The following is a 26,050-nucleotide window of genomic DNA, read 5'->3' on the forward strand; positions in this document are numbered from 1 at the left end:
AAGATTTTGAGGTTGAACTTACAATCATTCCCTCCCTTTTTATCCTTATTCCAAATCAAAAGCCGTTCCTAAATACTCATCATCAAGAGCGGGTAAAAAAGAAGCCGGTTTGCCCAGCAAATCGCAAAGAATAGCCTGATTATCTGCCCCCAAATCCGGGCCTCGACGGTGCAAAATTCCGCCCCCCTTGGCAAAGCGGAAAGGAAACCCCGGATAGGTTCCGCCTTCTGCGATCGCCGTTTGGAACCATTGGCGCTGCTGTAAATGCTCATCTTGAGCCAGCGTGCTAACATCTTGCACCATACCCGCCGCCAACCGGGCCGCCTGCAACTGTTGCATCGCCGCTTGGGCCGTTTGGGTACTCGTCCAAGATTCAATCAGCAGATCGAGTTCGTCGTGATGCTGATGGCGATCGCGCCGACTCTGAAACCGAGAATCGTCCGACCATTCCGGATGTCCGCAAACCTGACAAAACCGCTGCCACTCCTCATCCGAACGCAAGGTCAGCACCAGCCAGCGGTCTTCGCCCAGCGCCCGGTAACACCCCTGATTATAGACCGGGTGGCGGTTGCCGATAGGGAGCGTCTGCGTACCATTGAGGATAAATTCCAGTAAATGCTCCCCCATCAACCAAGTACAAGCTTCGCGCTGAGACAAATCCACCCATTGACCTTCCCCCGTCTGCTGGCGATAAATCAGCGCCGTCATCGCCGCACAAGCGCCCATAATCCCATTGGTGACATCCATTTCGCGGACGCGCATGGCATCGCCTTGACGACTATAGGCCGTTAAGCCCTGCAAACCACTCAGCGCCTCAATACAGCCGCCATAGCCAGCGTATTGCGACTCCGGCCCCGTTGCGCCAAACGCCGACATCGACACCAAAATAATATCCGGGCGCAACTCTTTAAGCACCTCATAGCCTAACCCCCAACCTGCCATCACCCCCGGACGCGAATTATCTACCACAATATCCGATTGGCGGATTAACTCCTTGGCTGCCTCCACCTGTTCGGGTTGGTGCAAATCCAAAGTAATAGAAGCCTTATTGCGATTCATCTGCCACCAGCGCGGGTGCCGATTTTTACGGTCTAAATAAGCGCCGCGCATTCCATCAAGGCGAGGAGGATACTCAATTTTAATCGTCTGCGCGCCATAGTCAGCGAGCAAGCGCGTCGCATGGGGACCCGCCCAGTCGTGGGTAAAATCAACAATCCGAATCCCTTGCAGGGGTTGCGGCCTAACTGCGGCAGAGGTTTGGGGGCGCTGGCGCGGTTGGGCCGCAGTGAAAGTGTTTTCTCCCAACAAAGGGGCGCGAACTTGCTGCCACGGGGTTTTACTGGGGCGAAACGGCGCGCCCACCATTGGATATTTGCCCAGTTCGGGATGTTCGGTATCGAGAAAGAACTGGCGGGCCTGGAGTTGGGGAGACTCCAAAACCTCCTGTAGGGTTGCCAGATAGCCCCAAGCGAGTTTGCGGGCTTGTCCGGCGTGGAAAATCTCCTGTTTCCCGTGCTGTAACAACCAGGGGGCCATCAATTGGCGCACCTCCTCGCGGTAGCGAATGCGCCCCTCCATGTGGGCATATTGGGGGCCAACCAGTTCGGGTGATTCAAAAATTTCTGCCCCTTTAAGCCAATGACGGATCGGCCCGCCCATAATTGCTGCATGACCGTCTTTGCAGGGAAACGTGCGCCAAGGGACGAGGGCGTGTTCGTCGTTGCTGCGCTTGGCAACTTTGCCGAGGTGAAGATATTCAGCGATCGCAATTTCAATATTATCCATCGCCGCTTCTTGAATCGACACCTCAATGCGATCGCCTTCTCCGGTAATTTCCCGACGATAATCGGCCATCAGCGTGGCAATATAGGCTTTCATCCCCGCACTCAAATGAGCGATCGCGGGGCCTCCTGCCAAAGGGGCTTGATGCGGATCGCCCGTCCCATACATCAACCCGCTCATCGCGTAGAGGGTAATCTCTTCAGCCTGATAATCTCGGTAAGGGCCAGACTGCCCGAAGTTGGAAATGGAAGTAACAATCAGTTGCGGATTCAATTGTGCTAAATTCAAGTCCAAATCTTGGAGCAGCCCATCTTCGACCAGCACATCCACCTGTCGCACCCAGTCCTGTAACTGGGCTTTCCCCTCCGCCGCACTCAGGTCAAGAACAACGCTTTTTTTCCCCGTATTGAACCACAGAAACGGTAAACTCCGTTCCGTCCCCGGTTGACCCTCAACAAAGGGCGGACAATGGCGCATCGGTTCGCCACCGGGCGGTTCCACTTTAATCGTCTCTGCCCCAAAACCCGCCATCAGTTTGGTACAGTAAGACCCAGCTAGGCGTTGGCTCAGATCCAAGACGCGAAGATGCGAGAGAGCATTAGCTTGATTGTGCATGGCAACTGAACAAAGAGTAAGGTTGGAAAACGCTAATCTGCATTTGCCTGAGTCCGGCGCTTGCGGGTGCGGAAAGGGGCAATCACCGGGGCCACCAGCATCGTATCGGTGGGCAGGGTTAGCATATAAACAATCAAATCGGCAACTTGGGTCGCGGGTAAGGCGTATTCGGGTTTAATCGGGCCATTTTGCTCCCACAGGGGCGTATCCACCGCATCGGGGAGGATCGCCTGCACCTTAATCCCGTGGAGGCGAACTTCTTCGGCTAAGGATTCCGATAAACCAATGACGCCAAATTTTGAGGCACAGTAGGGAGCATCGTGGGCTTTGCCTTGGCGGCCTGACGTTGAAGACAGATTGATAATTGTGCCGCTACGCCGTTGGATCATCGCCGGGAGAACTGCCCGATTGCTGAGAAACACGCCTTTGAGGTTAATATCAAGCACGCAATCCCATTCCGCCTCAGAGACTTGCAATAGAGGTTTCGGGGAGGTGCCGGGGGCGCGTAAAATGCCCGCACAGGTTATTAAAAAATCAATCTGCCCAAAGCGTTCTAGCGTCTTAGCCGCCATTGCTTCCATATCGGATTCTTGGGCGACATCCAAGGCCAAGCCTAGGGTTTCTGCACCCAGCAATTCGGCCTGCAAGGCTTCAATCCGGTCGAGACAGCGATCGACAATCACCGCGTTTGCCCCTGCTGCGGCCAAGGCGCGACAGGTGGCTTGACCGATACCGCCCGTTCCTCCCGTGACAATTGCGACTTTTTCGTGCAAGGGTTGTCTCATGGTTTAAACTCCATCACCGTAAATCTTTAGGCGCTACCCCGGATCGCTTGCATCCAACTGGGGCGACTTTGACTGCGTAGCGGTTCGATTGTGGTTTCCAGACAGACGGTATCGGGTGGCAGCATCACCAAATACAGAATCAGGCGAGCCACCTCTTCGACCGAGACGAGGTTTTCCGGTCGCGGAATCGGGCCGTTTTGCTGCCAAATGGGAGTAGCGATCGCGCCCGGTAAAAGCACCTGCACGCGCACCCCCGCGTCGCGAACTTCCTCAGCCAGGGCTTCCGACAGACCAATCGTGCCAAACTTGGAGGCACAGTAAGCCGCATCAAACGCATAACCGCGACGACCGGATGTTGAGGAAATATTGATAATCTGTCCCGAACCCTGGCGAATCATCGCGGGCAAAACGGCGCGATTGCTCAGAAAAACGCCTTTAAGATTAGTATCGACCACCTCATCCCATTCCCGAACGCTCGTCTGTTGCAGGGTCCGCACAACCCCCCCTGACGGTCGGAGAATCCCCGCTGCGGCAATCAGGCTGTCAATACGACCGTAACGCGCCAGGATTTGGTCTGCCATTTGGGTCATGTCTGCGGCTTGACCAATATCGGCTGCCCAGGTCATCACCGTGCAGCCGCGTACCGTGGCTTGCAGGCTATCTGCGGTTTGTTGTAGGCGATCGCGATCGCGACCCACGATCGCTACCGTTGCCCCAGCTTGCACCAATTGCTCGGCAGTGGCACGACCAATCCCGGCGCTACCCCCGGTAATAATACTGACATGACCTCGGAGCCAGGTATTGTCCATTGCAGACTAGTCCAATGATTTTTGAGCCACCATTTCCAGCCAGTAGCGCGGGACTTCCCTCAGACCCTCAGCCGCTAGGGTGGGCGCAGCCGCATAAAATAGGGCTTCGCACGCCAGCTTCACGGGATAGCCACTCAACAGCACTTTGCCCAAACCCGCATAGGAACCAATCGTTTCAAAGCTGCGCTGTGTCAGCATCACCGTCCGCTCGTTTTGCCATTGCACATTGAGGTTGTGGGCGGCCATCTCTTGGGTATACTCCAGCGTTGAGAGCCAATGGGTGGAAAAAGCCGGGGCCGCTTGGCCGCGCTGGCGCGCGATACCGGGGAGTCCGGCGGCTTTAAGTTCGGCGTTGCGACGTTGCAAATAGGCGATCGCTTCTTGCACCCAACGCAGATAAATGGGTTCGGTCCCCGGAACGTAAGTCCCGGCATAAAAGGAGGTATTAAAGGCAAAATAGCCCCCCGGTCGCAAAACGCGAGCAATTTCGCTAAAGAGTGCTTCCCGATTGGCGACCATATGAATGGCATTGCCCATCATCGCTAAATCAATGCTGTGGGTTGCAATCGGCAAACAATCCGCCGTTCCCTCCACCAAAATAACGCTACCGCTTTGATGAGGGGTTAAGGGTTGAAAAAAACCCATCTCCGCTAAATCGGCTTGACCCCACAATAGCGACTCCCTAGAGAGATCTACGCCCACCACTTGCGGGAGTTCCCCACGGTTCTCCGCCAGACAGCGCTTCAGCAACAGTTCCGTCATCGTTCCCGTACCGCAGGCCAAGTCAAGAACGCCTTGCACTGATTGGAGGGGCAACTCTTCAATCAATAAACGATTGGCCTCAATATATTCGGGTTCGCGGGAAAACGGCTCATAGGAGGTATCAATATCGATTTCATCGAACGCCAGGGAGGGGGAATAACTCATTACAATCCTCAGTCTCTAAAAACCTGCAAGCATTCAAGCAGCCGTCTGGGTTTTGACGCGCGGGAAAAACATCACCTTCAGCTTGCTTTTCGGAATAAATGTGGCGCGGTTGTGCAGCATCGGCGATACATCTTGCCCCTCTAGCACCGTCCAGTTGTAGTCCCGGAGGATATTCACCGCCAGTGCCATTAAAAACAACATAGCGTAAGGCTTACCCGCACAAATTCGCTGTCCGCCCCCAAATCCAATCAGGCTAAACTGCGTCCGTTTATCTTCCTCGCGCGGGGGGGCAAACCGTTCGGGGTCAAACCGTTCTGGATGTTCAAACACCTCCGGTAGGTGATGGCTGACAAAGGTACACATCCGCAAACTCCAACCCGCTGGCACCGTATAGCCGTTAAATTCAAAGGATTTCACAATTTTGCGCGTTCCTCCAAAGGCGGGCGAATGGACGCGTTCCACCTCTTTAAACACGGAACTTAAATAAGGGAGTTTGCTGTGGTGTTCCCAAGTAAAAGGCTGATTGCCAATGACGGCATCAATCTCGGCTTGGGCTTTGGCTTTCACCGTTGGGTGGCGGTTAAGGGCATACAGAAACCAAGTTAAGGTCGCCGCCGTTGCATCCGATCCGGCAACGGTAAACAGGAGGGTATGGGCGGCAATTTCTTTATCGCTTAGACCTTCTCCGGTTTTATCTCGCACCTGTATCCACTGGCTTAAAACATCTTGACCAAGATGGTTGCGGCGGGTGGCAATCAGATCGTTAATTTGTCGTTGCAATTGCACGCCCGCTTCAAGTTTAGCCCGTCTCAGACGCTTGACCGAACTGTCTCTGGCGGCCCCCAAGTTGCCAGAGCGGACTTCGGGAACGGCGACAAAGGCCTCATACAGGTTGTGCAACAATTGTTTGCGGTCGGCGTCCTCTGCTTGCCCGGTTAACCACACCCAAATGGTTTCAAACAGCAAGGCTTTAATGGCTGGAAAGCAGGTGACGGTGGGTTGTTCTGCCCACTCTTGCAAGCGCTGTTCGCCCGCTACCCGGATGGTGTTTAAAGTGAAGGCAAGGGTTTCTGGACTAAAGGCCGGAGAGGTGAGTTGGCGCAAGCGTCGCCAGGGTTCGCCATCTTTGAGGGAATAGGGTTCGTCTCCGAACATAATTCGCACGTATGGGGCTACCCCTTGGCTAAAGCTAAAGCAGTCGGGGCGGTCGTGCAGCACAAATTTATTGGCTTCTGGGCCAATGACAAAGACTAGGGGACCCCCAAGGTGAGTTTTAAAGATGGGGCCATAACGACGGTAACGATCCCACATATAAGCAATCGGATCGGCGGCAAATTCGCGAATTTCACCAATTATCGGGGTACCAAACGTGCCGGGTGGCAAATTCGGCAACTGCAAATCGCTCGTTTGCGGTATGCTTAACATCCTTGCCCTCCAAGGCATGATGGGGATAAGGGTGCGTGTATTAATAGTCCAAGCAACCGTTCATCTCTGACTGCCCATTGTCAGATGAAAGGGGATTGTACGACTCAATGCGTTCGCTCGGTTTTGGGAATTTCTGAATCTGAGTTAGCGTTTGACCTAGGACAGCAATTCAGGATGGCGCTAACAGTTGGGTTGGGAGATAGAAGGGCCCAACTTCATTTCTAAGATGAACGCAAGCTTGAGTTTAGTCAAGGGGATAGTTCTTGACAATTTGTTAAGTGCTGAGGGGTGGGTTTACCATTGGGCAGGTAATTGGTAGGGAGGCGAACCGGCTTGAGTCCAGCGTTCGACTTGCTCTTTGAGGAGATAGCGCCCTTCAAAGTGGTAGTCGCCCATGCGGTGTTTGACGGCGTAGGGAAATTTATTGAGGTCGCAATAGTCGCTATCTTCCCAAGTTATTCGTTGCGGGGCATGTTGCCAGGTTTGGGTGCTGGTGGACATGACGCGGACATTGACGGCGAGGGAGTCGCCAATGGGCCAAGGGAACCAGGTGATGCCATTTTCAGGATAAGCGTTGGCGGGGCGATCGCTCTCGGCTCCAATCGCGATGGTGTAGTTGCCTTGGGCATCAATGACGATATTTTCATCGATGATATCAATCACGGGAATGAGTTTAATGGGCGATCCGGTTTGCAAGGTAATGCCCCAATAGCGCAGTTGTTCGGAGGATTCCATAATTGGGTTTCCGGCTAAGGTGCGCGGGGTTTTGGGGGCTTTGCCCCGAAAGACAAGGACGCGTCCGGGTTTGAGGGTGGCGGCGCTATACAGGTAGGTGATGTGGACGTTATGGCCGCTGGTGTGTTCGTCGTTGGCGGGGGGTGGCAGTTTTGGACTCATGCCATAGAGATGGCGATAGGCTTGCAACAGGGTGGTGCGACAGTGGTCGGGATCGTCAGCGTTTCTTAACCAACCGATGAATAGGGGCGTGCCAAAGGATTTAATCAGTTTGAGCGTTCCGTCGCTATGGGTAAAGACTTGGGCGACTTTGGGGACAAAATCTCCGGGTTTCCCGGCTTGGGCGAGGCTGGCGCGGGCCCATTGTTTGAGGGCGTCTAAGGATTCTTGCTCTTTGCGCGATCGCCCCTCTTCTATCGCGGGGTTTTCTCGGATAGAATACCGTTGAGGGACTTGGGTCATGTTGAGTTCCACCTCGCGGGTAATGGGGGCGAGTTGGGGTTGTTGACCGGGAAACTGAATCCGGATGACGGGCGTGGCAACTTGACCGTAGGGTTCGTAATGGTCGGGCAAAAAGATTCGCATCCAGATGAACGGACCTCGGTCGCCGTTTTTGCCGCTTTGGGTGCAGCCGTAACGCAGATTGCCGGGGGCGCGATAGGGGGGAATGGCTGCCGCTCCATTCAAAGCAACGGGATTGCCATCGCGCAGTTCAAAGGTAATATGGTAGTGGCGTTTGCTGGCATTGCGATCGGCTCCAGGTAAAAAGGGATTGGTATGGCCTGGATCGGGTACGATATCTTCATCGAGGAGAGCGATTTCGGGAATTCCGGTTCCGTCGCCGATAGAGGGCAGTTCGGGACTCCAAGGGGCGCAAACTTGAAAGTTCATCATGCGGGCGTGGGGAAAGTCGCCTTCGATTAAGATTTTGGTTCCGGAGGGGACGGGTTTGTGGTAGCGCCACAGAAAGTAGGTGTTTCCTGGGGGTTCGCCTTTGGCATGGTTTTCAAACTGCCAGGTGTCGGGACTGTCGGCTAGAATTTTCCACCATTGGGCGCGTAAATCTCGCACCCCATACCAATGCGGAGGCCATTGGATAGAAGTGGGGTCGCTGGTTGAGGTGGTTCCCCACATGCCGGGAACGGTGGGATTTTCCATAGTCTGCTGCTGTGCTATTCCGGGTTCTGTTTGCAGTTGCGATTCGACCGGCCCGCAGGCTAAGGCAATCAGAGTTGATAATAGGGCGGTCGCGGCAATTTTCACAATCTTCATTTCAGGGCATCCTTCACCGAGATAGTGCTTGCCTAATAGAGTCTGTTATAACAGCTTTAATTCGATTTTTGGGTAGTGCTGAAGTTGTCCACCCCCCAATTTTGCAATCCTTCATCATTCGGCGATTGATTCTTTGCAAAACATTAAGTTTTCAGAGCCATGAACCCGCAATTACAAGCTCGTTTTCGTCAAGATTTGGTCATTATCCCAATTTCGGAAAAGGGAAAAACCACAAAACGCTATTTAATCAAAAATCCGGCTTCAGGAGAAACATTTGAATTCGGCGAAGAGGAGTATTTTCTCTGTTGTGCGGTCGATGGGATAACGCCACCCACGCAAATCATCGAGGACTTTCAAGCCCGATTTTCAACCGCACTATCCCCAGAGGATTTTCAACAATTTGTGAGGCAAATTTCGAGTTTAGGACTGGTGGAAACCTTAGACCAGCACGGCCCGAACTTGTCAGCCTCTCAAGTTCAGTCGCCGCCTCCCGATCGCTCGTTTGAGTTAAATTGGTCTTTATTTAATCCTGCCCGCTTATTTAACCTCTCTTCTCGGCTTTTTAGACCTTGGAATTATGCCCTAAAAGTCGGAGTTTGGATGCTATTTCCGCTTCTGGCGATCGCGCTCTTTACCCTCTGGAGCAATCGCTTGTTGCTGTGGCAAGATACCGTCTTATTATTAGAGCCTAAGCCCTTTATTCTTCAATTTATCAAAAATCTACTCATTCTCAATTTTACCACAAAATTGCTTCAAGGAACCGTTGGCTATTATCAAGGAGCCACCGTCCAAGAATTTGGAATTACATTAGGATTTGGCTTTTTGCCCTTCTTTTATATTAACAAAGCTGAGTTTTGGAAACTGCAACGCTACAAACAAGTGTGGATCTTTGGTACCCCCTTAATCTATCGCCTCTTTCTGATTGCTAGCGGGATATTAATTTGGCACGCAACGCGCGGAACTGGCACCCAATTAGCCGCAAGTTCCCTTACTCTCGCCCATGCAGCATTTACCAGCTTGTTAATTGTTGGAAACCCCTTTTGGCCATCCGATGGTTATGGCTGGATGATTAACTTTTTTCATCTTCCTGCCACTTCGCTTCAGCGGGCATTTCGGATCTGGGGAATGATGCTAAATCGGCGAAGATTGCCCCCCTTGCTCACCTTAAAAGGCAGAATTGGTTTAGTCGTGTATGCGGCGATCGCAGTTTTATTTTGGACTGTGTTTTTCGGCTATTCTGCTACCCTGCTGGCGGCTTCGCTGCAACGTAACTTTAGGGGTAGTGGCGTTATTTTATTCCTCAGCATTTTACCCTTATTTTGCCTTTGGTGCGTGTGGATGACTGCTAAGTTCGGCGTCAAGCCACAACCCGCTAGCGAACAGAACTTCACCGCAGAAGAAATCCTCTCCAATCCCCCTTCCGTTCGCGAACTTCGCCCCCCTTCACCCTCGCCACAAACAACTTACATTCCCTTTCGGCAAGAACCCCAATATTTAGCGCGATCAAAAACTCGATGGATTCGCCCCCTCAAATCATTTTTAATCCTATTTTTGATAGCTGGATGTATTGCCCTTCTGTTTCTGCCTTACCAATACCACACCGGCGGAGAAATTCAACTGATCGCGCCGCAAAAACAAGAAATTCAAGCCGAAATTGAAGGTTATATTCGTCAAGTCAAATTTCGGGGAGGCGATGGAACTTGGATAGAAAAGGGAAGCGTAATTGCCGTCATGGAAGCGGCCGATATTCAAAATAGCTTTAACACAACCCAAGAAGCTATTAAAGGTCAGCAAGCCCTCTTACTTAAACAACAGGCAAACTTAGCTAAATTGATCGCCGAACCCCGACCAGAAGTTGTAGAAGTCGCGCAGGAACAATTAGCAGTGGCTCAAAAACAACTCAATGTCAGCCTCAAGCAATTAGAAACGCAAAAAGTTCAAGCCGAAGCCAGTGCAAGGCGGGCAACAAGATTTAGAGAATTATGGCAAGAGGGGGTAGTTTCTCAACAACAATGGGAAGATGAACAACGACAAGCTGATATCGACCTTGCCAATCAAATTACAACCGAAGAAGCCATTGGTACTGCCCGTCAAAGACTGAATGAAGCGCAGGCAAATTTAAATTTAGTTTTAAGCGGCACAAATCCAAAAGATATTGAAGCTGCCCGCCAAGAAATTGAAGTCACGCGAGCAAATATTAGCCGTTTAGAACAAGAACTGAGCTATTTAGGCACGCAGATTCAAAGCAGTCAGCTTTTTATGCCGTTTAGGGGACAATTGACCACTGCTTACTTGGATCGAAAGATTGGAACTTATTTAGAAAAAGGAGATACCTTTGCCATTGCCGAATCCGGAGATTTCATCCGAGGAGAAGTTTCAGTCCCTGAGTTTCAAGTGGATGAAATTTCTCTCAACGGTCAAGTTTTTGTCAAGCTTTTAGCTTATCCCAAGCAAACCCTAACTGGTTCAGTGATTTCCATTGAACCCAGTGCCGTGACAACGACTTACGGACAAGTGGTTAAAGTTGTGGTTGAACTGCCAAACTCCGAGAATATTTTGAAATCTGGGATGACGGGCTACGCCAAAATTCAAGGTAGAACCATGCCCGTCATTATGGCGTTTTCTCGTGCCTTACTGCGCTTTGTTTTGGTTGAAGTATGGTCGTGGTTTCCCTAAGTTGCCAATCTTTTATGACCCATCGTTCAAGTGTTTTATTGAGGTTAACCGCCGATGAACGTTTCTCACCTCAGTTCTTCCAGTTCGCCTTCAGATATTGCCATTGTTGGCATGTCTGCATTATTCGCCAAAGCTGCGAACTTACAGGCTTACTGGCATAACATTCTGCATCAAGTAGATGGAGTCACCGAAGCCCCCGATAGTTGGGCGTATCCTTACTTTGACCCCAATTCAACTGAAAACAACCGAATTTACACGCGCAAAGGGGGCTTTCTGGGAGATTTAGCCCAATTCAACCCCTTAGAATTTGGAATTATGCCCACGGCGGTTGACGGGGGAGAACCCGACCAATTCTTAGCCTTAAAGTTAGCGCGGGATGCCCTTCAAGATGCCGGTTACGACCAAAAACCCTTTAATCGACAAAAGACAGGAATCATTTTAGGGCGCGGCACTTACATCAATCGGGGTTATACCACCCTGCTCCAGCATGGGATGATTGTGGATCAGACCCTAGAACTTTTGCAACAGCTTTGTCCCCACCTCGATAGGCAAACCTTGAGTTCTGTGCGTCAGGGGCTAAAAGAGTCGCTACCGCCGTTTAGTCCGGAAATGCTACCCGGCTTAGTCCCCAACAACGTAACGGGACGGATTGCCAATCGTTTAGACTTAATGGGGCCCAACTTTATTATTGATGCAGCTTGTGCCTCTTCGTTAATTGCCGTGAAATTGGCAATGCAAGAGTTATTAACGCATCGCTGCGACATGGTATTGGCGGGAGGAATTCACGCCTCCACGCCTCCCCAGATTTATATGATTTTCTGCCAACTGGGGGGGCTATCGCATTCCGAGATTCGACCTTTTGATGCGTCGGCGAATGGCACCTTGTTGGGGGAAGGTTTAGGAATTTTAGTCTTAAAACGGCTAGCCGATGCCCAACGCGATCGCGATCGCATCTATGCTGTTCTCAAAGGGGTTGGCAGTGCCAGCGATGGCAAAGCTTTGGGCTTGTTAGCCCCGCGTTTAGAAGGAGAAGTCTTAGCCTTAGAACGCGCCTACCAAAGCAGCGGTGTAGACCCTAGCAGCGTTGGTCTAATTGAAGCACATGGTACCAGCATTCCTTTAGGCGATCGCACCGAGATTCAAGCCCTCTCGCAACTGTTTGGGCCGCGCCAGGGACAAATGCCCCCCATTGCCCTCGGTTCCGTCAAATCTAGCATTGGGCATTGCATCCCGGCGGCGGGCGTCGCCGGACTGATTAAAACCGCCCTGGCGCTGTACCACAAAGTCTTACCCCCCACCCTATGCGAACAAGTCAACCCCGCTTTGGGGCTAGAACAAACGCCCTTCTACATCAATACACGCGCCCGACCTTGGGTTCATGGCAACCCCCACCTCCCGCGCCGCGCCGGAGTCAACGCCTTTGGCTTTGGGGGAATTAACGCCCATGCTGTTTTAGAAGAATATCGCGAATCTTCCCCGACAGCCAGCCCCCTGGCACTGCGACCGCCGAACGAACTGCTGATTTTTTCCGGTGACGAACGCGCCGAATTCATCGAACTTCTAAAAACGACCCTCTCTCATCTACAAACTTCTCCCCCCCCAACCCTCACCCCCCTGGGCTATCAACTATCGCAAACCCCCAGCGGTTTCCATCGCCTCGCCATTATTGCCAGCGACCCCGCAGACCTGGCCGCCAAACTTACGCTAGCCTTAGACAAACTCGATAGCCAGCCCCAACGCTTCCAAACCCGCAACGGCATTTATTACGGCCAAGGCAAACCACCGGGCAAAGTTGCCTTTCTGTTTCCCGGCGAAGGGGCGCAATACACCAACATGCTGGCAGACCTCTGTTTAGCCTTTCCCCAAGTCCGCGAATGGTTTGATTTTCTCGACCAAACCTTTTGGCAAGAACGTCCCTATCGCCCCAGTCAGGTGATTTTCCCGCCTCCCACCAGCCTCACCACCGCTGAAGAACTGTTTGCAGACCGACAATTATTTGCGATGGATATTGGTTCGGAAACCGTGTTTACGGCCAGCATGGCCTTGTACGAACTCCTTGAACAATGCCAAGTTCCCTGCGAGGCGATGGTGGGTCATAGTACCGGAGAAAATACGGCCTTGTTTGCCTCCGGAACCGCCCAAATTGAAAGTCGGGCGCAGCTAGGCGAGTTAATGCGCTATCTCAACCAACTGTATCAAGAACTCGAAACCGGCGATCGCATTCCCAAAGGGGCCTTACTCGCCGTCGGGGCCATTTCCCCCGACCAAATGGCGCAAACCCTAGCGGCTGCTGAAGGTCGCCTGCATTGGGCAATGGATAACTGCGACAATCAATTGGTGCTGTTTGGCAGCGAAACCGAAATTGAAGCCATCACTCCCCCCTTAAAAGCCCAAGGGGGAATTTGTTTGCGCCTGCCCTTTGACCGGGCTTACCATACCCCCCTATTTGCTGGCGTGGCTGAGGCATTTCGGACTTTCTACGAGGCGTTGAATATTCGCCCTAGCAAAATTCCCCTGTATAGTTGTGCCACCGCCGAAATCTTTCCGTGCGAACCCGCCGCCATCCGCGCCCTCGCCCAGCAGCAGTGGTCCAGCCGCGTCCGGTTTCGAGAAACCATTGAAACCCTGTATAGCAGAGGCTTTCGGATTTTCGTGGAAGTTGGGCCGAGTAGCAACCTCACGGCGTTTACGAATGATATTCTGCGCGGGAAAGACGCCTTAGCCGTTGCCAGCAACAACCGCCGCCGACCGGGGTTAGAACAATTGCAACATTTACTCGGTCGGTTATTTGCCAGCGGCATCAACGTCAACCTCGATATCTGGTATCGCAACGCCGAGACTCAGGTTAGCGCGACCCCCCCAGCAGCAACCCCCCTTAGCCTGAATATGCCCGCGATGCACTTATCGCAGACCTTGGTGCAAAACCTGCAAGATAAGCTGCACCCTCCCCAAGAACTTCCTAGCGAACCCGTTGCCTGTAGCGGTCAAACAGCGGTCGTTTCTGCTTATTTTGACTTGATGCAAGACTTTTTAAAAAGTCAAGAACAGGTTTTCAGTCAGTTCTCGCCCCATCCTGCGACTGTCTGTTGTGCCTATCCCTTATTGGGCGAAATTCTCAGCCAAGATGAAAGTTATTTAGAGTGCGATCGCATCTTTAGCCTAGACCCAGATTGCTTTCTCGCCCACCATACCCTCGGCGGTCAGCCTTCCCAATGGCAACCCGACCTCTTGGCTTTACCCGTCATTCCCTTCACCTTCAGTATGGAAATCATTGCTGAGGCGGCCCATTATCTATTGGGCAGTCAATATACCGTGGTTAGCTTGCACAATCTGCGGGGCTATCGCTGGCTAACCTTAGATGAGGGAAACTTGCATCTGTGCATCCGCGCCCAACGCCAAGAACCTACCCCAGAAGGCGAAAGCGTCTTAGTTCGCCTGTTTCAACAGCAAACCGTTGGCCCAGAAACCGGACTGTTAGTCTTTGAAGGGGAGGTTCGCCTATCGCCGCAAGCCCTCTCCCCCCCACCTCCGCAGCCGTTTAGCTTAAACGCCCCCAAACGGCCCCGCCTCGCCGATGCCGACTTATACCAAACCGGGATGTTTCACGGTCCGCTATTGCAAGGGGTCAAACACCTGCGTCAATGGTCGGAAGAAGGGATAGAAGCTGATTTACAAGTGCTTCCGGTCGATGAGTTTTTCAGCGAAGTGAGGGGTTCTCAGTTTCAACTCGATCCTGGCTTACTCGATGCGGCCGGTCAATTAGTTGGATATTGGCTAACCGAACAATTCGGCCCGGACTTTAATTGTTTTCCCTTTCAAGTCAACGCCTTTTATCAATATGCTGCCCCCCTGCCTGCGGGAAGTCTTGTAGACTGTCGCGGGACCATTCGCTTTACTAGCCCGCAACAAATTGCCGCCGATTTTGAGTTACTCGATGCTACAGGTCAGGTTATCGCCCGCTTAGAACAGTGGCAAGACCGTTACTTTACCATGCCAACGGCATTTTCTGAGTGTCGGCTGCACCCGCAAACAGCGTATCTGTCGGAAGCTTGGATGCAAGCCGAAACGGGTTTAACCCTGCGGCGCATTCCGGCATTTGGCGAACATTTTCTAGATGAGGCGTGGGCTATCTGGCAGCGGGTTCTGGTTCACCTAATGCTGACGCCCACAGAACGGGAAACTTGGTATCGCTTCCCGCCGGGAAAGCGGCGCAAAGACTGGTTGCTAGGTCGCATTGCCGCTAAAGATGTCATTCGTCAATGGGCGGCTGAAGATTGGGGCGTTGTCCTGGCCCCCATCGATATTGAAATTGGCACCACGGATTTAGGCAAGCCCTTTGCAGAAATTCCTTTGCTCGATACGATTTTGCCAGATCTTTCGATTGCCCATACTCAAGGAGAGGCGATCGCTATTTTAGCCGCTGATGCCGAAAGCATTGGTGTGGATCTAGAACGATTGGATGCTCGTCGCGACTGGAGTTTGCTGCAAGGAGCGTTTAGCGAATCCGAACAAATGTTGCTGCAAAGCCTCTCCACGGCGCAGCAAACAACCGCTCTGTTGACTTTTTGGTGTGCCAAGGAAGCCGCTGCTAAAGCGGCGGGTACGGGTTTGATGGGTGTGCCGCGTCGCTGGCAAGCGGTCTCTTATTCTGCGACCGAAAATCAGATGGAAATTGAGTTTGAGGGGTACAAATTTATCGTGCAATGGTGGCAAACCGCTACGCATCTGTTAGCAGTCTGCCAATCCCCTGTTCGCTCTTAATGGAGACAAACGGATGTCTGGGATACTTGCAAATCAGGTGGCTATTGTGACGGGTGGCGGCACGGGTATCGGTCGCGCCATTGTCCGACGACTCGCCCAGGAGGGCGCGGCGGTGGCGGTTTGCGGTCGCCATCGGCAGACTTTAGACCGCTGCGTTGAGGAACTGGTTGCCGAAAATTGGACGGCGAAAGCCTATTGTATGGATGTGCAAAATCGCAATGAAGTCGATACTGTGGTCGGTCGCGCGGCGATTGAACTGGGTTCTAGGGAGTCTCCCAAAATTGATATTGTGGTGAATAATGCCGCCGTAACGGGCTATACTCCGATCTCGAATTTGGTAGAGACGCTGTGGGAGGAGATTGTCGATACCAACCTCAATGGGCCGATGCGGGTAACGCGGGCGGCCCTGCGCTATATGCCGCACGGGGGGCGGATGATTAATATTGCCTCGGTTCTGGGCAAGCAGGGGGCGGCAGGCTATAGTGCCTACAGTGCCTCAAAACATGGTCTGCTGGGCTTAACGCGATCGCTAGCCCTTGAACTCAGTTCCCGCCAAATTACGGTCAATGCGGTCTGTCCGGGATGGGTTGAAACAGACCGCGCCGCCGATATTCTCAAACAGATTGCAGATGAGGCCCATCAATCTGCCGCCACAGTTCGACGAGGGTTGGTGAAGCGCATCCCCATCGGACGTTTTGTTCAGGCCAATGAAGTGGCCCAATTAGTGTTGTATCTCTGCCAAAAGGAAGCAGCGGCTGTCACCGGACAAGCGTTTTCTATTTGTGGCGGACAAACTTCTGCTTAACGACAATTCAAATAGCGTTCAAAATCGAGTTTTTCAGGGTGATTTGCTGAGAAACTCATCTGCTTTTTCTCTATTAATTGGCAAATCTATATGACACACTTTTCTTCTGTAATTCCTTTAGAAATTATTCCGTCGGATCGCGCTGCGGGTGCCGAAATTCGGGGGGTAAATTTGCTCGAACCGCTTTCACCAGACGTTCAAGAACAAATTGTTCAAGCCCTGGCGAATTACGGGGCGATTTTTTTTCGCGGCCAATCTTTGAACGAAGAACAACAATTAACCTTTACAAGAGCGTTTGGCGATACGATGGGACATCCTCTGGCGAAGGCCGAACATATGAGTTTTGGAGAGGGTTCTCAATCTGATGTTTATTACCTGAAAGATGAACCCGATTTAACCTATATTGGCAAAAATAAATTGAAAGGGGCAGTGATGTGGCATACCGATTTGCAATATATGCCAGAACCCCAGGTCTATTCTTTGTTGTATGGGATTGAAATTCCGTCTAAAGGGGGCGATACGCTGTTTTCTAATTTGGTTGCTGCCTATGAGGCGTTAGATGAATCTTTAAAGCAGAGAATTGAGCATTTGCAATGCGTGAATTGGATTTTGCGAACGATGCCGCCGGTGGTGCATCCTTTGGTGCGAATTCATCCGGTTTCTGGACGTAAGGCGCTTTATGTCAGTCCGACTTGTTCGCGTTCGATTGTCGATATGCCTCCCGGTCAAAGTAAATCTTTACTGCGGTATTTGATGCGCCATGTCACTCTCCCTCGTTTTGTCTGGCGTCATGTGTGGCAAGCGGGCGATCTGCTGATGTGGGATAATCGCCACACTCTCCATTGTCGAACGGCGTTCGATCTGTGCGAACGCAGAATGATGCGCCGCACCCAAACTGCTGGCGAACCCGTTATTCCCGCCTAGAGGGGCTTCAGTAAGTTCACGTAATATAAAGTTTCTGAAAAGGGGTTGGCAATTTGCACCTCCGTGAAATAACTTATATTATGCGGTTGCCACTTTCTGGCAACTGAATTGTCAAAACCTTGATTTTACTGAGATTATTTCTCTGAAGCCAAGTCGGCGTTCAGGGATTGCCCGCATAAAAAGCGCCAAAAAGACCCCCAGAGCTTGTCTGTTTGGGGAGCGTTTTTGATGCCTGCTGATTGGGCATTGTGCAACTTAAAATACAAAAATTGATTTCCTGGTTAAAGCCAAGGTTGAATCAAACGCCCTTGTTCGGAGCCGCTCGTTTGTTGTTTTGCCCTGTTGAGACTGGTGACACCCTCTCCGCCTTCGCTAGATCGATCTAGGAAAAGACGGAGATATCGAACTTTTGGGCAGCTCAGACTTCAATGCTATGTTTCCACCCTAAAGATGGCCATTTTTTGCCCGAATTGATGTAGGGGAGCTAGCCTTCATGAACTTTACCTGTTTTTCCATCAGCCCAATTGAGCTGACTCATCCCGGCATTGCGATCGCCACCAGCCGCGCCGGGGGTGTCGGCGTGCTGGATGCGGAATTTTGCCGTCTAGAACAATTAGACGGTGCGTTGCACAATTGGGTTCAATTGCTAGCCGCAATTCCCGAACAAGCCCTAGTCGGACTGCGGCTGCACATGAGCCAACTCACCTCCCATGCAACCTTACTCAAAGCCTTGCAAGGTCGTCCTCACTGGCTAATCTTAGCGGGCTGGAAAGGTCACTCCTTAGCCGGACTACCCGCCGACCCCCTGCGTCAATTGCTGCTAGAAATTATCCAAATCGAGCAAATTCGCCATCTCAAAACCCAAGATCTCCCCGTCCAAGGTTGCATTGCACGCGGTCATGAAAGCGGGGGATGGGTCGGGGAAGACTCCGCCTTCATTTTGACGCAAAAATTACTCAAAAGCGGCTTATCCCTGCCCATCTACGTGCAAGGCGGTATCGGCTTGCACGCGGCGGCAGCTTGTCGGGCAGTCGGGGCGGCGGGTGTCGTCCTCGACGACCAACTATGGCTCATGCCCGAATCGCCCTTACCCCGCGCTTGGCAAGCCCACCTGCAACACCTCAGCGGTCAAGAAACCAAAGTCTTAGGAGAACGATGGGGAGCCGCTTGTCGCTTCCTGTCTCGTCCCGGCTTTCAGGCTGTTGAGGCCTTGCAACACCTGTGCGATCGCATCGAAGCGTCCGGATCGACCCTGGCAGCCCAAACCTGGCGGCAACAGGCCTCGCCCTGCATCGGTTGGGGTTCCCCCGATACCCACGTCTGGCCGATGGGACAAGCCATCGGACTGGCTGCGGAATATCGCGATCGCTATCCGTCCACCGGACGCTTCATCCAAGCCCTGCTTCGTACCAGCGCCGCCGACCTGCAAACCGCCGCCCAACTGCGTCCCCTCCAGGCCCATTCTTCCCTCGCCCAATCCCACAACACCCAATACCCCATTGTCCAAGGGCCCATGACCCGCGTTAGCGATACAGCGGCCTTTGCCCAAGCCGTTGCCCAAAGCGGCGGACTGCCCATGCTGGCACTCGCCCTCATGCCAGGAACCCAAGTCCGCACCCTGCTGCAACAAACTCAAGCCCTCCTCGGTCGCCAATCTTGGGGCATTGGGATTTTAGGGTTTGTCCCCCAAGCCCTGCGGGAAGAACAACTCGCCGCCGTCCTGGAGGTGAAACCCCCCTTCGCCCTGATTGCCGGAGGGCGACCGGATCAAGCCGCCCGCCTCGAAGCCCAAGGCATTGCCACCTACATTCACGTTCCCACGCCCAACCTACTCAAACTCTTTTTGGAACAAGGAGCCAAACGCTTTGTCTTTGAGGGACGCGAATGTGGCGGTCACGTCGGGCCCTTGAGCAGTTTTACGCTGTGGGAAAGCACCATCGAGACCCTATTGCGGGAAGTTCCCGCCGCCCAGGCTTCAGAGATTCACGTCCTGTTTGCGGGCGGCATTCACGACGCCAACAGCGCCGCAATGGTCGGTGCAATGGCGGCCCCGCTTGCCCAACGGGGAATGAAAATCGGCGTCTTGATGGGAACTGCCTACCTGTTTACCTCAGAAGCCGTCGCCTGCGGTGCCATCGTCAAAGAATTCCAGGAGATTTCCCTCGCCTGTCGGCAAACCATCAACTTAGAAACTGGCCCCGGACACGCCAGCCGCTGTGCGGTAACGCCCTTTGCCCAGGAGTTTTACCAAACGCGGCAGCAAATGATGGCCGCCAACCGTTCCCCAGAGGAAATCAAAAACGCCCTGGAAGATTTAACCCTGGGACGCTTGCGCGTGGCCGCCAAAGGGTTAATTCGCCAAGACCGAGAAATTGTATCCGTTGAAGTTCAAGGACAGCGAACCCAAGGGATGTACATGATCGGTCAGGTGGCAACCCTGCGAAACACCACCAATACCATTAGTGCCTTACATCAGGAGGTTGCCCAACAGAGTACAGAACGTTTAGTCGCCCAAGCCCAAACCCTCAGACTGCAACCTGTAGAACCCCAATCTGCGCCCGCCGATATTGCCATTATTGGCATCGGGACGCTTTTGCCCCAAGCTCAATATCCCGAAACCTTTTGGCAAAATCTGCTCAATCAAGTGAAGGCGATCGCCGAAATTCCCGCTTCCCGCTGGGACTGGCGACTGTACTACGACCGCGATCGCGCTGCCCGCGATAAGGTCTATTCCAAATGGGGCGGATTCCTGGAGGCGGTCGCCTTCGACCCCTTGAAATTCGGCATTCCCCCCAAATCGCTCAAATCCATCGAACCCCTGCAACTGCTGACCCTAGAAACCGTCCGCCGCGCCCTAGCGGATGCTGGGTACGAGTCCGGGGATTTCGATCGCGAGCAAACCTCCGTCATTTTGGGAGCCGGGGGTGGCATTGCCGAACTCGGCCAACACTATGCCATCCGTTCAGAGATTCCCCGCTTTGTCGATGCCCCGAACGCGCAAATCTGGGATCGCCTCCCCGAATGGACGGAAGAATCGTTCCCCGGCTTGCTGCTCAACGTGGCGGCCGGTCGGGTTGCCAACCGCTTCGACCTGGGCGGGTCTAACTTTACCGTAGATGCTGCCTGTGCCTCTTCTTTAGCCGCAATTAACTTAGCGGTGAAGGAACTCGAAAGCGGGCGCAGCAACCTGGCGATCGCGGGCGGTATTGATACCGTGCAAAGCCCCTTTGCTTACTTATGTTTCAGCAAAACCCAAGCCCTCTCCCCCCAAGGTCAAGCCCGCCCCTTCGACAAAAACGCCGATGGGATCGTGATTAGCGAAGGTCTGGCAGTCGTCGTCCTCAAACGGTTAGCCGATGCCCAACGGGATGGCGATCGCATCTACGCGACGATCAAAGCCGTGGAAGGATCGAGCGATGGCAAAGCCTTGGGCATGACCGCCCCCTTGAGTGCCGGACAGCAGCGGGCTGTAAACCGGGCTTACCAAAAAGCAGGCTTTTCGCCCCGCACCCTGGGCTTGTACGAAGCCCACGGCACCGGCACCGCTGCGGGCGATCGCGCCGAACTCGAAACGATTGTCACCGCCCTGACGCAAGCCCAAGCCGCCAGCAAAACCTGTGCCATCGGTTCTGTCAAAAGCCTAATCGGCCATACCAAATGTACCGCTGGGGTCGCTGGACTGGTGAAAGCCGCCCTCGCCCTCTATCACCAAGTCTTGCCCCCCCACGCCGGAGTCGAACAACCCCTGAGCGCGATCGCTGACCCGACTAGCCCCGTTTACCTGCTCAAACAACCGCGCCCTTGGTTCAACTCCGGTGGAGATCCGCGCCGTGCGGGGGTCAGTGCCTTTGGCTTTGGCGGCACCAACTTCCACGCCCTCCTGGAAGCCGCACCCGCCAGCATTCCTCCTGCGCCCCTGGGTGCCGAGACTTGGCCGTGCGAGTTGCTCGTCTTTCAAGGCCCGCAAACCGCGATCGCCCAAGAGATCCGCCAACTCCTCTCGGCCCTAGCTGCCGGGGCAGAACCGCGCTTGCAAGACCTGGCTTACACCTGTGCCAAGCGCGTCGAAGACCGCTCAACATCCCCCGATGCCCAGACAGTCAATCTCAGCTTGGTGGTTGCCGATCTTGCCCAATTGCAGGCAGCCCTAACCCAAGTGCTAGAGCATTGGCAAACTGGGGCGACCTTACCCGACGAAATCCAACTCCGTCCGGCGATCGCCCATTCCCCCACCCTCGCCTTCCTCTTTCCCGGCCAAGGTTCCCAGTATCCCAATATGCTGCGCGAAATCAGCCTTTACTTCCGGGAAATGCGGCAGGCGATTGAGCTGGCCGATGCTGAATTACAAGAGCAACAGTCCCACCCCCTCAGCCAATCCATTTATCCCCCCAGCGCCTACACCCCAGAGACCGAACAGGAACACAAGCAACAACTTACCCACACCGAGACCGCCCAACCCGCGATCGGGGCAGTGGAAATGGGCTTGATGAACCTGGTTCGTCGCTTGGGATTAACCCCCGCGATGATTTGCGGTCACAGCTACGGCGAGTATGCCGCCCTCCATTGTGCGGGCGTGCTATCGCCTAGGGATTTTATCCGGCTGTCGGCGGCGCGGGGTCGCGTCATGGCTGCCGCCTGCGAAGCCTCCGAAGGGGCAATGGCCGCCGTGCAAGCCACCCGCGAGGAGTTGCTCACCCGTCTGGATGGGGTGGATGGAGTGGCGATCGCCAATCATAACGCCCCTTGTCAAAGCGTGATTTCCGGCGACAAGCAGCGGGTGACGCAAGTGGTGGACAGCTTAAACGCGGCCGGCATTCTGGCGCGGATGTTGCCCGTGGCAGGGGCGTTTCACTCGGCGCTGGTGGCTTCTGCCCAAACCGCCCTCGCCGCCGCGATCGCCGAAGTCACCCTCCTCCCCCCGCAAGTCCCCGTTTACGCCAACGCCACCGCCCAACCCTACCCCGTTGATGCACCCGCCATTGGCGATCGCTTAACCGAACATTTAGTTCAACCCGTGAATTTTGTTGGGCAAATCAACGCCATGTACGAAGCCGGGGCGCGGGTTTTTGTAGAACTCGGCCCGAAAAGCGTCCTCACCAACCTCGTCCGCTCAATTTTGGCGGAGAAAGAGTACGTCGCCGTAGCGGTAGACGGACAGCGGGGCGGAGAATTGCGCGGCTTGCTGATGGCTCTGGGAACCTTAATGACGGCGGGAGTCAATTTACAACTGACTGCTTTATATGCAGACCGCAACGTCCAATTTCTCGAACTCTCGCGCCTGGTGGAATTGACTCGCAAACCGCCGCTTTCCCCCAGTACCTGGCTAGTCGAAGGGGGCAGCATTCGCCAGCCCTCGGAAACGGTTGGTTATACCGGAAAGCTGCCTCCGCGAACCGCCCAACCTCAAACCCCGCCTCCTCCTGTCTTTACTCGGAGAACTCAATCTATGGTTGTACCCCACTCCTCGCCAGAGATGAGACCGAAAAGCGATCCGTTTCGGACTCGCGCCCAACCTCCCGTCTCTGGAGATGTTGCTCTGTCGGCTTACCTGTCGTACCAAGAAACGATGCGGCAATTTCTCGCCGTTCAAGAACAGGTGATGAAGCAGTTTCTGGGGGGCAGTCCCGCCCGCTTGCCCAAGGAACGCGAACCGATTTCGCTGTTGCAACTGAGTAACGGTAACGGTAACGGCAATGGGCATTACTCGCCCCCAGTTGAAACCTCTCTCCCTGTGGAGTCGTTACCCGTGGCAGTGGCACCCCTCCCCCTGTGGAGTCGTTACCCGTGGCAGCAGCACCCCCCCCGGAGGCAGCGATCGATCGCGCCAACCTAACGCGCCTGCTGGTGCAACTGGTGAGCGATCGCACGGGCTACCCAACGGAAATGTTGGGCTTAGATCGCGATATTGAAGCCGAACTGGGGATTGATTCAATTAAACGGGTAGAAATTCTCGGCGCTTTGCAAAAACAACTCCCCGATGCGATCGCCTCCCGCCTGCAAGGGGAGATGGAAAGCTTAACCCGCGTCAAATCGCTCAACCGCACCCTAGACCGACTGCTGGAACTGGCAATGGCCGGGGAGGAACCCTGCCTGGGAAAGTCTGAGGTCAATGGCCTGGGAAAGCCATCCGCAGGGGTTGAATCTCTGCCGCGCTACCGGATGCAAGCGCGACCGCAACCCCTGCCCCCCGATCGGCTGACCTCCTTAGAGGGGCGCTTGGCGATCGCCGAAGATACGCTAGGGGTTGCGCCTTTAGTGGCAGCCCTTTTAGAACAGCACGGCGCTCAAACGGTCATTTTGCCCCGCTCTTGGCTGGACTCTCCCGACCTACTGCGACAAGGATTAGACGGCCCGATTTGCGGAATTGTGCATCTGGCGGCCTTATCTGCGTCCCCCCAACCCCAAACCCTCGCTGAGTGGCAGCAATTCACTCAAATTGAGGTTAAAAGCCTCTTTCACCTGTTGCAAACTCACTCGCCGCAACGCCTCCTCGCCGCTTCCCGGTTAGGGGGAACGTTTGGTCGAGTCGGCGGGGAAGCAGGTCTAGCCTCTGGGGGGGGAAATGTGGGGCTGTTGAAAACCCTGAAGGCGGAATCGCCGGAGGTTCAAGTCAAGGCGGTGGATTTCGATCCGCGCTTATCGGTAGAAGAGATTGCCCAAGCTGTGGTTGAGGAGTTCCTCACCAACGGGGAGACGGTAGAGGTGGGTTATCCCGGCGGACAGCGGACAATTTTTCAAACGGTTTTAGCCCCCCGTTCTGCGGTCTGCGATCCTTTGCTGCCAGCGGCAGACTGGGTGGTGTTGCTGACTGGAGGTGCGAGGGGAATTACCGCAGAGGTGGCCAAGCGGTTTCTGGTTCCGGGTATGCGCCTGATTGTGGTGGGGCGATCGCCAGAACCTCCCCCAGAATCACCGGCTACCCTGGGAATTGAGGATATTCAGCAACTTCGCCAAATTCTCCTAACCCAGGCGCGTCAGGCGGGGCATTCTCCAACCCCCGTACAGATTGAAACCCAGATTCAACAGGTCTGGCGCGATCGCGCGATTCGTCGAAACCTGCAAGCATTGAGACAATTCACCCCAGTGGACTATCGCGCTGTAGATGTCACCCAGGAGGAGGCGTTTGGGGGACTGATTCAAGAGATTTATCGCCAGTACGGTCGTCTTGATGCTGCAATCCACGGGGCGGGAATTATTGAGGATAAGCTGATTGTTGATAAGCATCCCGATTCCTTCGATCGCGTGTTTAATACCAAGGCTGATAGCGCTTTTCTTCTCAGCCGCTATCTCCAGCCCGAATCGTTGAAACTCCTGGTCTTCTTTGGGTCTGTAGCTGGTCGCTATGGCAATCGCGGTCAGGGGGATTATGCCGCCGCCAATGAGGTGGTGAATCGCTTGGCTTGGCAGTTAAGCGATCGCTGGCCGACCGCGCGGGTGGTGGCGATTAACTGGGGGCCTTGGGATACGACGGGGATGGCTTCGGAAGCGGTGAAACAGCGGTTTCGCGAACGGGGAATTATCCCCATTTCCCTAAGTGCGGGCTGTCAATTTTTCTTAGAAGAGGTCTGCTTTGGCAGTCGCGAAGCGGTGGAGATTGTGGCGGGTGAAGGCCCTTGGTCGGACTGGGAGGCCATTGCGGTGCCCCATCCGTTTGTTTTGCTGCCGGCCAAGCCGCAACTGCAAGCGAACCATCGTCTTGTCCTAGAGCATACGTTCAGTTTAGAGAGCGATCGCTATTTGGTCGATCATCAACTTGATGGCAAGCCGGTTCTCCCGGCAACTGCTGCGGTTGAATGGTTTGCCGAACTGGTACAAGCGGCCTGGCTGGAATGGACGGTTAGCGAGATCCGCGACCTCAAGGTGTTGCGCGGCCTAGTCTTGCATTCGCCGGTGGGTCAGCGGGTGCGCTTCCAAGCTAAAGCTTCTAGTCATGCGGATGCGGAGTCGCTGTCAGTGGCGGTAGCCCTGGTTGACGAACTCACCCAACGTCCGTTTTATCAAGCCTCTGTGTTGCTGCATCCGATTCTCCAACCAGCCCCCTTGAGTTCGGCGTTTGAGTGCAGTGCGGCGACTGCTCTCGATCCGCAGACCGTCTACCGCGATTATCTGTTTCACGGTTCCTGCTTTCAACTGATTCAATCGATTGACCGAGTGGGGCCGGAAGGGATTGAAGCGTGGGTAACGCCGAGTTCGCCGCAGGTGTGGAAATCCAGCCCCCAGCACTGGCTATTCGATCCGGGTTTGCTAGATACGGCCCCCCAATTGGCGATCGCCTGGGCTAGAGTTCAACACAATACGACCCCGCTTCCCTCGCGCTTGGGTGCAGTGGTGCGCTATGGTTCTTCGCCCTTACCGGAAAGGCTAAAAGTTGTCCTGCGGGTGAAGGACTATCAACCCCACGGCCTGATTTATGATGCGGACTTTCTCGATAGCAACGGCTACATTCGCTTTTCGCTGCAAGATGTGGAAGGCACTTGCAACCCTCGTTTGAATCGTTTGGCTTCCTCCGTTTAAGGCAATTTCGCACGTACGGG

General features: G+C 54.0%; 12 protein-coding genes. 6 read left to right on the top strand and 6 right to left on the bottom strand.

Annotated features, from left to right (window positions below; translation table 11 throughout):
* Positions 1 to 45: 45 nt before the first annotated feature.
* The 6 genes from QQ055_RS05040 to QQ055_RS05065 form a co-directional block, all read right to left on the bottom strand.
* Positions 46 to 2,397, bottom strand: a complete 2,352-nt coding sequence (locus tag QQ055_RS05040; RefSeq protein WP_284476421.1) for a CaiB/BaiF CoA transferase family protein — start codon at positions 2,395 to 2,397, stop codon at positions 46 to 48.
* Between the two features lie 32 nt (positions 2,398 to 2,429).
* The gene (locus QQ055_RS05045) at positions 2,430 to 3,182 is read right to left on the bottom strand and encodes an SDR family oxidoreductase (protein ID WP_284476420.1); all 753 of its coding nucleotides are present in this window, start codon (positions 3,180 to 3,182) and stop codon (positions 2,430 to 2,432) included.
* A 26-nt stretch (positions 3,183 to 3,208) separates the two neighbouring features.
* Complete coding sequence (locus QQ055_RS05050; protein WP_284476419.1) at positions 3,209 to 3,991, bottom strand: SDR family oxidoreductase; 783 nt, start codon at positions 3,989 to 3,991, stop codon at positions 3,209 to 3,211.
* A 6-nt stretch (positions 3,992 to 3,997) separates the two neighbouring features.
* A complete protein-coding gene (locus tag QQ055_RS05055; protein WP_284476418.1) occupies positions 3,998 to 4,918 on the bottom strand; it encodes a class I SAM-dependent methyltransferase in 921 nt (306 codons plus the stop codon).
* A 33-nt stretch (positions 4,919 to 4,951) separates the two neighbouring features.
* The gene (locus QQ055_RS05060; protein WP_284476417.1) at positions 4,952 to 6,343 is read right to left on the bottom strand and encodes a cytochrome P450; all 1,392 of its coding nucleotides are present in this window, start codon (positions 6,341 to 6,343) and stop codon (positions 4,952 to 4,954) included.
* Between the two features lie 294 nt (positions 6,344 to 6,637).
* Complete coding sequence (locus QQ055_RS05065) at positions 6,638 to 8,350, bottom strand: hypothetical protein (protein WP_284476416.1); 1,713 nt, start codon at positions 8,348 to 8,350, stop codon at positions 6,638 to 6,640.
* A gap of 159 nt (positions 8,351 to 8,509) precedes the next feature.
* Here QQ055_RS05065 and QQ055_RS05070 point away from each other — a divergent pair, with 159 nt between their 5' ends.
* The 6 genes from QQ055_RS05070 to QQ055_RS05095 all read left to right on the top strand — a co-directional run bounded on the left by QQ055_RS05070 (position 8,510) and on the right by QQ055_RS05095 (position 26,030).
* Complete coding sequence (locus QQ055_RS05070) at positions 8,510 to 11,026, top strand: HlyD family secretion protein (RefSeq protein ID WP_284476415.1); 2,517 nt, start codon at positions 8,510 to 8,512, stop codon at positions 11,024 to 11,026.
* 54 nt (positions 11,027 to 11,080) lie between these two features.
* Positions 11,081 to 15,787 carry a type I polyketide synthase gene (locus QQ055_RS05075; RefSeq protein ID WP_284476414.1) on the top strand — a complete coding sequence of 1,569 codons (4,707 nt, stop codon included), beginning with the start codon at positions 11,081 to 11,083 and terminating at the stop codon, positions 15,785 to 15,787.
* Positions 15,788 to 15,800: 13 nt separating this feature from the next.
* Positions 15,801 to 16,592, top strand: coding sequence for an SDR family NAD(P)-dependent oxidoreductase (locus QQ055_RS05080; RefSeq protein ID WP_069966327.1), 792 nt, complete (start codon positions 15,801 to 15,803; stop codon positions 16,590 to 16,592).
* Positions 16,593 to 16,682: 90 nt separating this feature from the next.
* The gene (locus QQ055_RS05085; protein WP_286004292.1) at positions 16,683 to 17,516 is read left to right on the top strand and encodes a TauD/TfdA dioxygenase family protein; all 834 of its coding nucleotides are present in this window, start codon (positions 16,683 to 16,685) and stop codon (positions 17,514 to 17,516) included.
* A 493-nt stretch (positions 17,517 to 18,009) separates the two neighbouring features.
* The gene (locus QQ055_RS05090; RefSeq protein ID WP_286004293.1) at positions 18,010 to 23,349 is read left to right on the top strand and encodes a type I polyketide synthase; all 5,340 of its coding nucleotides are present in this window, start codon (positions 18,010 to 18,012) and stop codon (positions 23,347 to 23,349) included.
* Positions 23,301 to 26,030, top strand: a complete 2,730-nt coding sequence (locus QQ055_RS05095) for an SDR family NAD(P)-dependent oxidoreductase (RefSeq protein ID WP_286004294.1) — start codon at positions 23,301 to 23,303, stop codon at positions 26,028 to 26,030. The genes QQ055_RS05090 and QQ055_RS05095 overlap by 49 nt, the downstream gene beginning before the upstream one ends.
* Positions 26,031 to 26,050 lie beyond the last annotated feature (20 nt).

The organism is Geitlerinema calcuttense NRMC-F 0142 (genome assembly GCF_030285425.1).

Coding starts and splice junctions, on each gene's coding strand:
- QQ055_RS05040 (WP_284476421.1), bottom strand. CDS start 2,397: ATGCACAATCAAGCTAATGCTCTCTCGCATCTTCGCGTCTTGGATCTG.
- QQ055_RS05045 (WP_284476420.1), bottom strand. CDS start 3,182: ATGAGACAACCCTTGCACGAAAAAGTCGCAATTGTCACGGGAGGAACG.
- QQ055_RS05050 (WP_284476419.1), bottom strand. CDS start 3,991: ATGGACAATACCTGGCTCCGAGGTCATGTCAGTATTATTACCGGGGGT.
- QQ055_RS05055 (WP_284476418.1), bottom strand. CDS start 4,918: ATGAGTTATTCCCCCTCCCTGGCGTTCGATGAAATCGATATTGATACC.
- QQ055_RS05060 (WP_284476417.1), bottom strand. CDS start 6,343: ATGTTAAGCATACCGCAAACGAGCGATTTGCAGTTGCCGAATTTGCCA.
- QQ055_RS05065 (WP_284476416.1), bottom strand. CDS start 8,350: ATGAAGATTGTGAAAATTGCCGCGACCGCCCTATTATCAACTCTGATT.
- QQ055_RS05070 (WP_284476415.1), top strand. CDS start 8,510: ATGAACCCGCAATTACAAGCTCGTTTTCGTCAAGATTTGGTCATTATC.
- QQ055_RS05075 (WP_284476414.1), top strand. CDS start 11,081: ATGAACGTTTCTCACCTCAGTTCTTCCAGTTCGCCTTCAGATATTGCC.
- QQ055_RS05080 (WP_069966327.1), top strand. CDS start 15,801: ATGTCTGGGATACTTGCAAATCAGGTGGCTATTGTGACGGGTGGCGGC.
- QQ055_RS05085 (WP_286004292.1), top strand. CDS start 16,683: ATGACACACTTTTCTTCTGTAATTCCTTTAGAAATTATTCCGTCGGAT.
- QQ055_RS05090 (WP_286004293.1), top strand. CDS start 18,010: ATGAACTTTACCTGTTTTTCCATCAGCCCAATTGAGCTGACTCATCCC.